This window comes from Rhizobium sp. CRRU65, assembly GCF_048551595.1.
Taxonomy (GTDB): Bacteria; Pseudomonadota; Alphaproteobacteria; order Rhizobiales; family Rhizobiaceae; genus Rhizobium; species Rhizobium leguminosarum_J.
Genome location: NZ_JBLYZH010000049.1, coordinates 1 through 1111 on the forward strand (window position 1 = coordinate 1; position 1111 = coordinate 1111).

A 1111-nucleotide genomic window follows, 5' to 3' on the forward strand; every position below is an offset into this window, starting at 1 on the left:
GGGCACCTCAGCAACCGTGTTGTTGGGGCTGGTTCCATGGGGTTCGTCTTTTAAGAATAGTGTTGATCATGATGATGAGCTTTCGCATGGCGGCGACGATGGCGACCTTGGGCGGTTTGCCCGCGTCGCGCAGCCTTTTGTGGAAGGTCTTGATGGCCGGGTTGCAACGGATGGCCGAGAGCGTAGCCATATAGAGGGCGCATCGGACGGTGGCGCGTCCGCCGGCGATATGGCGTTGTCCACGCCATGTGCCGCTGTCGTGAGCGATGGGGGCGACGCCGACGAGGGCTGCGAGCTTCTTGTCGTCGATGGCGCCGAGTTCGGGCAGTTCGGCGATGAGCACGGCGGCACTGACCTCGCCAATGCCCGGCACGGTCAGCAGCAGATTGCGGCGTGCGGCCATGTCGGGCTCGGCCTCGATGGCGAGCGCGATGGCGGCATCGACGCGGGCGAGCTGAGCCTTGAGGGCGGCGAGGGTCTCGCCAATCAGCGCTGCGACGGCCTCAGGCGCATGCTCGAGGCGGTTCTTCTCGGCGACCGCCATGTCGATGAGTTGGCGACGGCGGGTGACAAGCGCAGCAAGCGCGATGCGGCCGTCGTCGATATGGGGGATCTGTGCCGGCCGCATCGCTCTGGCGAAGTGGAGCGTGACGCGGGCGTCGACCTGATCGGTCTTGGCCAAACGACCGCTGGCCCTGGCGAAGTCGCGCACCTGGCGGGGATTGACGACGGCGACGGCAATACCGGCGGCCATAAGCGTTCTGACGATTGCCATCTCGTAACCGCCGGTCGCCTCGACGACGACAAGCTCTGCGCCGGCCACTGCCGCAGTGAGTGCGGCACAGCCTGGCGCATTGTTGTCGAAGCGGACAACGGCGCGTTTGCCCTCAACGGCAACGTCGAGATGGGCCTTCGAGACATCGATACCGACCATGAAAGATTGCTGGATATGCATGACTGCTCCTCCTTGCAACGCGGGCTCGAAGCCCAACCAACCGTTCGAGCGAAGACATGGCGACGGAGATGCTTGCTGAGGTACGAGTTCAAGACCCAAGGATGACACGCATCCCCGCCGCACAGCCCCTTTATACAGCAACGGCAACGTACAAGG

1 protein-coding gene is annotated in these 1111 nt (G+C 64.1%); it reads right to left on the bottom strand.

Annotation, left to right across the window (positions count from 1 at the left end; genetic code table 11):
- Nucleotides 1–7: 7 nt before the first annotated feature.
- Complete coding sequence (locus ACM5SV_RS36585) at nt 8–955, bottom strand: IS110 family transposase (RefSeq protein ID WP_017995762.1); 948 nt, start codon at nt 953–955, stop codon at nt 8–10.
- Nucleotides 956–1111: the final 156 nt, after the last annotated feature.